Origin of the sequence: uncultured Albimonas sp., from assembly GCF_963977235.1 — a bacterium.
In the GTDB taxonomy this organism is placed as follows: domain Bacteria; phylum Pseudomonadota; class Alphaproteobacteria; order Rhodobacterales; family Rhodobacteraceae; genus Albimonas.
This window is the reverse complement of sequence record NZ_CAXBOD010000110.1, coordinates 1-6,915: the sequence shown is the minus strand read 5'-3', so window position 1 is coordinate 6,915 and position 6,915 is coordinate 1. Positions and strand designations below refer to the sequence as shown.

Sequence of the window (6,915 nt, the reverse complement as noted above, 5' to 3'; positions counted from 1 at the left end):
CCGGCGGCAACCCGCCGGATCCCGCCGCCCCCGCCTTCTCCGCTCCGCGTCGCGGGGCTGGACAGGCCGTTCCCCGATCGTCGAGACTGCCGCCACGCAGGCCGCCCGCACAGGTCCGGCCCCGACGCCGCAAGGAGGCGATCATGGTCCCCGAGGCCCCCTCCCGCAGCACCGTCGCAACCTATTGCGCGCTGTGCACCTCGCGCTGCGGCGCCCGCGCGACGCTGGAGGACGGGCGCTTCGTCTCGCTCGCCGCCGACCCCTCCCACCCCACCGGCAAGGCGCTGTGCCTGAAGGGCAAGGTGGCGCCCGAGATCGTCTATGACCCCGGCCGCCTGCTGCACCCGATGAAGCGCACCCGGCCCAAGGGCGAGGCCGACCCCGGCTGGCAGCGCATCTCCTGGGACGAGGCGCTGGATCTGGCGGCCGCGCGGCTGAATGCGCTCGCCGCCGCCCACGGACCCGAAACGGTGGCCTTCAACACCGCCTCGCCCTCGACCTCGGCGCTGTCGGATTCGCGTCACTGGGTGGTGCGCCTGCGCCCGGCCTTCGGCAGCCCCAACCACTCGACCTCCTACGAGCTGTGCGGCTGGGGGCGGTGGATGGCCAACCTCTACTCCTTCGGCAGCGCGCTGCCCGCGGGGGTGATGCCCGACCTCGACCGCGCGGGCTGCATCCTGTTCTGGGGCTACAACCCCACCGTCTCGCGCATCGCGCACGCCACGGCCGCGGTCGCGGCGAAAGGGCGGGGGGCGAAGCTGGTGGTCGTCGATCCGCGCCAGGCGGGGCTCGCGCGGCGCGCCGACGAATGGCTGCGGGTGCGGCCGGGAACCGACGGGGCGCTGGCGCTCGGCCTCGCCCACGTGATGATCGCGCGCGGCTGGCATGACGCCGAGTTCCTGCGCGCCTGGACCAACGCCCCGGCGCTGGTGCGCGAGGACACCGGCCGGCTCCTGCGCGCGCGCGATCTTGCCCCCGAGGCCCTCGACGCCTCGCTCCCCGACGCGACCCTGGCCTGGTCCGAGGCCGCCCATGGCCCGGTCGCCTGCACCCTGGGGGACGCCGACCCCGCGCTCGCCCTCTCGGGCCGCTTCGAGGTCGAGACCCCCGAGGGCCCCGTCGCCTGTCGCCCCGTCTTCCAGCTTTGGTCCGAGATCTGCGCCCGCCACGACCCCGCCGCGGTCGAGACGCTGACCGGCGTGCCCGCCGACCAGATCGAGCGCACCGCCGAGCTGATCGCGACCTCGCGCCCCCTCTCCTACATGACCTGGAGCGGGCTCGAGCAGCAGGCCAACGCCACCCAGGCCGCGCTCGCCATCGGGCTGCTCTATGCGCTGACCGGCGACTACGACGCGCCGGGCGGCAACGTCGAGCTGCCCACCGTCCCCGCCGCCGACGTGCAGGGGGCCGAGTTCCTGAGCGAGGCCCAGCGCGCCAGGGCCGTGGGGCTCGAGACCCGCCCCCTCGGCCCCCCACGGTTCGAGGAGGTGAACTCCGCCGACCTCTACCGCGCGATCCTGGAGGGAAAGCCCTATCCGGTGCGCGGGCTGGTCAGCTTCGGCTCGAACCTCGCGCTGTCGCATGCCGACGGGGGGACCGCGCTCGAGGCGCTGCGCGCGCTCGAATTCCACATGCACGTCGACCACACCCTCAACCCCAGCGCGGCGATGGCCGACCTGGTGCTGCCCGCCGCCACTCCCTTCGAGACCGAGGGCCTCAAGATCGGCTTCGAGATCAGCGCCGAGGCCAACGGCCTGACCCAGCTGCGCCGCCCGCTGCTGGCGCCGCGGGGCGAGGCGCGTTCGGACGCGCGGATCGTCTTCGACCTCGCCTGCCGGATGGGCCTCGGCCACCGCTTCTGGGACGGCGACCTCGACGCCGGGATGCGCGCGATGCTGGCGCCCAGCGGCATCGCCCTCGAGACGCTGCGCGCCCATCCCGAGGGCGTGCGCACCCCCCTCGTCCAGCGTCACCGCAAGTATGCCGAGCCGGGCGAGGACGGCCCCCGCGGCTTCGCCACCCCCTCGCGCCGGGTGGAGCTGTTCTCGGAGCGGCTGATGGATCACGGCGGCGACGCGCTGCCCGACTACCGCCCCCCGCCGGCGACGCCCGGCCAGATCCGCCATGGGCGGCGCTTCCCGCTGACCCTGACCTGCGCCAAGGACACGCTGTTCTGCGAGACCCAGCACCGCGGCGCCCCCAGCCTGCGCCGCCGCCAGCCCGACCCGCCCGTCGACCTGCACCCGCAGGCCGCCGCCGCGCGCGGCATCGCCGAGGGCGACTGGGTGCGGATCCTCACCCCCCACGGCGCCTCGCAGGCCCGGGCGCGCTTCGACCGCAGCCTCGCCTGCGACGTGGTCTGCGGGCAGCACGGCTGGTGGGAGCCGTGCGAGGAGCTCGGCGCCCCCGGCTATCCCGTCACCGGCCCCGGCAACGCCAATTTCAACGCCATGATCGGGCACGACCTGGTCGACCCCGTGGGCGGCTCGGTCCCGCTGCGGGCCTACGCCTGCGACCTGGAGCGCATCGACCCGCCCCCCACGCCGTCCTGAGGGCCGCCCGCCACGGCCCTCCGCTCAGAGCAGGCGGCTCCACACCGCCAGGATCAGCGCCGAAAGCGCCGCCGTCGCCGGCGCGGTCACCACCCAGGCCGCCACGATGGTCAGGAAATGCGAGCGGCGCACCAGCATCCGGCGGCTGCGCTCCTCGGGCGCGTGATCGAGCGCGCGGTCGCGGGCGCGCCGGGCCTCGCGGGCGCGGCGGGCCTCCTGCCACTCGCGCAGGAAGCCGACGCCGAAGACGCCGCCCACCGCCACGTGGGTCGAACTGACCGGCAGCCCCATCCACGAGGCGAGGATCACGGTGGCTGCCGCCGACATCGCCACGCACCAGGCCCGCGGGGGGCTCAGCTTGGTGATCTCGTCGCCCACCATGCGCACCAGCCGCGGGCCGAACAGCAGCAGGCCGAGGCTGATGCCCACCGCGCCGATCGCCATCACCCAGCCCGGAGCGACGACGAGGGCGCCGGCCGCTCCGTCCTGCGTGGCGCGCGCGATGGCGGCCAGCGGGCCGACCACGTTGGCCACGTCGTTGGCGCCATGGGCGAAGGACAGCAACGCCGCCGCGATCGCCAGCGGCAGCCGGAACAGCGCCTTCAGCGAGCGGGGGCGGTTCTCCATCTCCGCGCTGGCCCAGGCGACCAGCGGGTGGGCCGCGGCCCAGGCCGCGAGACCCGCGGCAAGCCCCATGCCCAGCGCCTGCCAGGGCGCGACCGGGATCAGATGCGAGAGCGCCTTCATCGCCAGGTAGGTGGTGAACACGCCCGCCATCGCGGCCACCAGCACCGGCGCCCAGCGTCGGCCCGCGGCCAGCGGATCGGGGGCGCGGGCGATGCGCGCCTGCAGGAAGGCGAGCAGCCCCGCCGCCGCCACGCCCCCCATCACCGGCGAGGCGACCCAGCCCGCCGCGATGGTTCCCACCGCCGGCCAGTTCACCGCGTCGAGCCCGCCGCCGGCCATGCCCGCGCCCAGCACGCCTCCCACCACCGCGTGCGTGGTCGAGACGGGCGCCCCCAGCCAGGTCGACAGGTTCACCCACAGGGCCGCAGCGATCATCGCGCAGATCATCACCCGCACGAACCCGTCCGAGGTCGCGAAGCCCTCGGGCGCCACGATGCCGCCGGCGATGGTCTCGACCACGTCGCCGCCGGCCAGCACGGCGCCCAGGCTCTCGAACACCGCCGCGATCAGCAGCGCGCCGCCCATGGTCAGCACCTTGGCGCCGACGGCGGGGCCGACGTTGTTGGCCACGTCGTTGGCCCCGATGTTGAGCGCCATGTAGGCCCCCACGCCGGCGGCCAGCACCAGCGCCCAGCTCGAGCCGCTGGGCGTCAGCGCCAGCGCCGCCGCCCCGCAGGCCAGCAGGATGAAGACCAGCGCGGCCCCCGGCGCGATCAACGGACGCGAGATCGCCTGGCCGCTCAGCTCCAGCCGCCCGATGCGCTTGAGGTCCTTGTCCAGCTGCCGCCAGCGGTTGCTGTCCTGCTCGTCGTTCAATCCGTGCCCTTCGATCTTTCGCCCTCTGCGTCCGTCCCGGGCGCATGTCCCTCATGCCGGCCCGTCGCGGGCGCGCCTCTCTCTCTCCTGCGGCAGGGGCGCGCGCATGTCCACACCCCGCAGCCCCCGCGCGCCGCCAGGGGCGAAGGGGCCCGCAACAGCGGACCGCGAACAGGGCGACGGGGGCAGGGGCCCGCTGCGGCGGCGGCAGGGATGGCTGGCTGGACAGGCGCGCGCCTGCGCCCGGTCCTCCGGCAACCCGGCTTGCCGCGAGGACCGCGAGCCGCCCCTCCGCGTCGCCTCAGCCGACCGCGCGAGAGCCCGAAGGGTGGCGGCGCCCGAACTCCAGGATCAGCTCGGCGAGCCCCGCCTCGTCGACCAGTTCGGCCGCCTCGTCGGGCGAGGCCCAGCGGCGCTGGCGCTGACCTAGCTCGGGGTAGTCGTCGGCCAGCGCCAGGACCTGCGCGGAGAACACCGCGACCTCGCTGGGCTCGGCCAGACCGCTGTCGCTGACCTTGCGGCTGGCGAAGCGGCCCACGGGGACCGCGGGCGCGTCGACCGGGATCACGCCGGCCTCCTCCCACGCCTCCTGGAGGGCCGAGCGGGGCAGGTCGAGCCCCCGGATCGGCCAGCCCTTGGGCAGGATCCAGCGCCCGGTCCCGCGGCTCGAGATCAGCAGCACCTCGGGCGCCGAGCCGGGCGCCGAGGCGGGCTCGCGCCAGCACAGCGCCGCCACCTGCCGGCGCGGCGGCCGGCGGAACATCGGCTTGAGGATCTGGTTCCAGAGGCCGGAAAACAGCTTGGACATGACGGCGCCTCCCAGCGTGTGTTCTCATCCCCAGGCGCGCCCGACGCAAGGCTTGCCGCGCCGGTCGCAGGCGAGGCCCCGCCCGGCCGTCCGCCAGCCGGAACCTCGCGCCATCGCTCGGCGGCCCCTCCCCCCCCCGCTCGCTCTTGTTTGTCTGGACAACCCGTGCCGCATGGGCGATGCATCCTCCACCCCCGGCGCGCGCCGGGAGGATCGAAACGCGAAACGGGGACGAGACACCATGAGCGAGGGCAAGGGAATGCTGGCGGCCGAGGCCTATCTGCGCGCGATGAAGCGCTACGGGGTCGACGCGCTCTATTCGGTCGCGGGCACCGATTTCCCCTCGATCGTCGAGGCTTACGGCCGCGTGGGCGAGGCCTCGCCCGACCTGCCGCGCCCGGTGATCTGCCCCCACGAGAACCTCGCGGTGGCGATGGCTCACGGCCACGCGCTGATCACCGGCACGCCGCAGGCGGCGATGGTGCATGTCTCGGTGGGGACCGCCAACATGGTCTGCGGGGCGATGAACGCCGCGCGCGACAACGTCCCGATGCTGCTGTCGGCGGGCCGCACCCCGGTCACGGATTCGGACGGGCCGGCGACGCCCCATGGCACGCGGACCCGCTTCATCCACTGGGCGCAGGAGATGTTCGACCAGGCCTCGACCCTGCGCGAGGCGGTGAAGTGGGACTACGAGATCCGCCGCGGCGAGCAGGTCGAGGACGGGCTCTCGCGCGCGCTCGAGGTCGCCTCCGCCCCGCCCCCGGGCCCGGTCTACCTGTCGCTCCCGCGCGAGATGCTGGCCGAGGAGGTGAACCCCGACCGGCCGACCCGCGCGCCCACCGCCTCGGCGCGGCTCGCCCCCGACCTCGAGGCGATCGACCGCCTCGCCTCGGCCCTGCGCGCGGCCGAGAACCCGATGATCGTGACCGCCAGCCTCGCCCGCAGCCCCGCCGCCGCGGCGCTGGCCGAGACGCTGGCCGAGCTCTGGGCGATCCCGGTGATCGAGTTCAACCCGCGCTGCGTGAACCTGCCCCACGACCACCCCATGCACCTGGGCTTCGACACCGGCCGGGCGATGGGGGGCGTGGACCTGGTTCTCAACATCGCCTGCGACGTGCCCTGGGTTCCCGCGGTGACCCGCCCCGCCTTCGAGGGCGCGCTGTGGGAGATCGGGATCGACCCCGTCCACGCCCGCTACCCGATGCGCAGCTTCCACGCCCAGGGCGCAATCACGGCCGAGCCGGCGCTGGCGCTGGCGGCGCTTCTCGAAGCGCTCGGTCCCCTCGGCGCGGCCGGCCCCCGCGTCGACGCCCGCCGCCGGCGCGTCGCCGAGGCTCACGGGCGGATGCGCGCCACGCTCGACGCGGAAGCCGCGGGCGAGCGGATGACCGCGGCCTCGGCCAGCAAGGCGCTGGCGGCCCTGTTGCCCCACGACGCGACGATCGTGAACGAGTATTCGTTCCGGGTGAACCAGGCCCGTTTCTCGCGCCCGGGCCAGTTCTTCGGGGCGAGCCCCGCGGGCGGGCTGGGCTGGGGCTTCGGCGCGGCGCTGGGGATCCGCAATGCCGGGGTCCCGGGGCCGGTCGTGTGCATGATGGGCGACGGCGCCTACATGTTCAACAACCCCTCGGCCTGCCACTGGGCCTCCGAGGCGCACGGGCTGCCGATCCTTTCGGTGATCTTCAACAACCGGCGCTGGGGGGCGGTGCGCAACTCGACGCTGGCGATGTACGGGCAGGGCGCCTCGGCGGCCGGCGACGGGATGTTCATGGCCGACCTCTCGCCCTCGATCGACCATGTGATGCTGGCCAAGGCTCATGGCGCGCATGCCGAGGGCTGCGGGGACCTCGCGGCGCTGCCCGGGGTGCTCGAGCGGGCGCTGGACGCGTTGGGCCAGGGGAAACAGGCGCTGATCGCGCTGGACCTGCCGGAGTAGAAGCGAAGGGAGAGGGGGCGCCCTGCGGGCGGGCCTGGTCCGGTTGCGCGGGGCGCGCCTGGGGTTTCGACTTCGGGAGCCTCCGGCGGGCTCCTGACTCACCCAAGAACAGG

At 74.9% G+C, this 6,915-nt stretch carries 4 protein-coding genes; 2 read left to right on the top strand and 2 right to left on the bottom strand.

Features of this window, described 5'->3' with window-relative positions:
• The first annotated feature begins 143 nt into the window (after positions 1-143).
• Positions 144-2,552 (top strand): molybdopterin-dependent oxidoreductase, encoded by a 2,409-nt coding sequence (locus AAC134_RS23115; protein WP_339952040.1) that lies wholly within the window; start codon positions 144-146, stop codon positions 2,550-2,552.
• A gap of 24 nt (positions 2,553-2,576) precedes the next feature.
• Here AAC134_RS23115 and AAC134_RS23110 read toward each other — a convergent pair whose 3' ends face one another.
• Both AAC134_RS23110 and AAC134_RS23105 read right to left on the bottom strand, forming a co-directional pair.
• The gene (locus AAC134_RS23110) at positions 2,577-4,055 is read right to left on the bottom strand and encodes an inorganic phosphate transporter (RefSeq protein ID WP_339952038.1); all 1,479 of its coding nucleotides are present in this window, start codon (positions 4,053-4,055) and stop codon (positions 2,577-2,579) included.
• Between the two features lie 301 nt (positions 4,056-4,356).
• A complete protein-coding gene (locus AAC134_RS23105) occupies positions 4,357-4,863 on the bottom strand; it encodes an NUDIX hydrolase (RefSeq protein ID WP_339952036.1) in 507 nt (168 codons plus the stop codon).
• A gap of 241 nt (positions 4,864-5,104) precedes the next feature.
• Here AAC134_RS23105 and AAC134_RS23100 point away from each other — a divergent pair, with 241 nt between their 5' ends.
• Entirely contained in the window at positions 5,105-6,802 is a 1,698-nt protein-coding gene (locus AAC134_RS23100; RefSeq protein WP_339952034.1) for a thiamine pyrophosphate-requiring protein, read from the top strand.
• Positions 6,803-6,915 lie beyond the last annotated feature (113 nt).

Excerpts from the sequence above, each read along its gene's own strand:
- AAC134_RS23115 (WP_339952040.1), top strand. The coding sequence starts at position 144 with ATGGTCCCCGAGGCCCCCTCCCGCAGCACCGTCGCAACCTATTGCGCG.
- AAC134_RS23105 (WP_339952036.1), bottom strand. The coding sequence starts at position 4,863 with ATGTCCAAGCTGTTTTCCGGCCTCTGGAACCAGATCCTCAAGCCGATG.
- AAC134_RS23100 (WP_339952034.1), top strand. The coding sequence starts at position 5,105 with ATGAGCGAGGGCAAGGGAATGCTGGCGGCCGAGGCCTATCTGCGCGCG.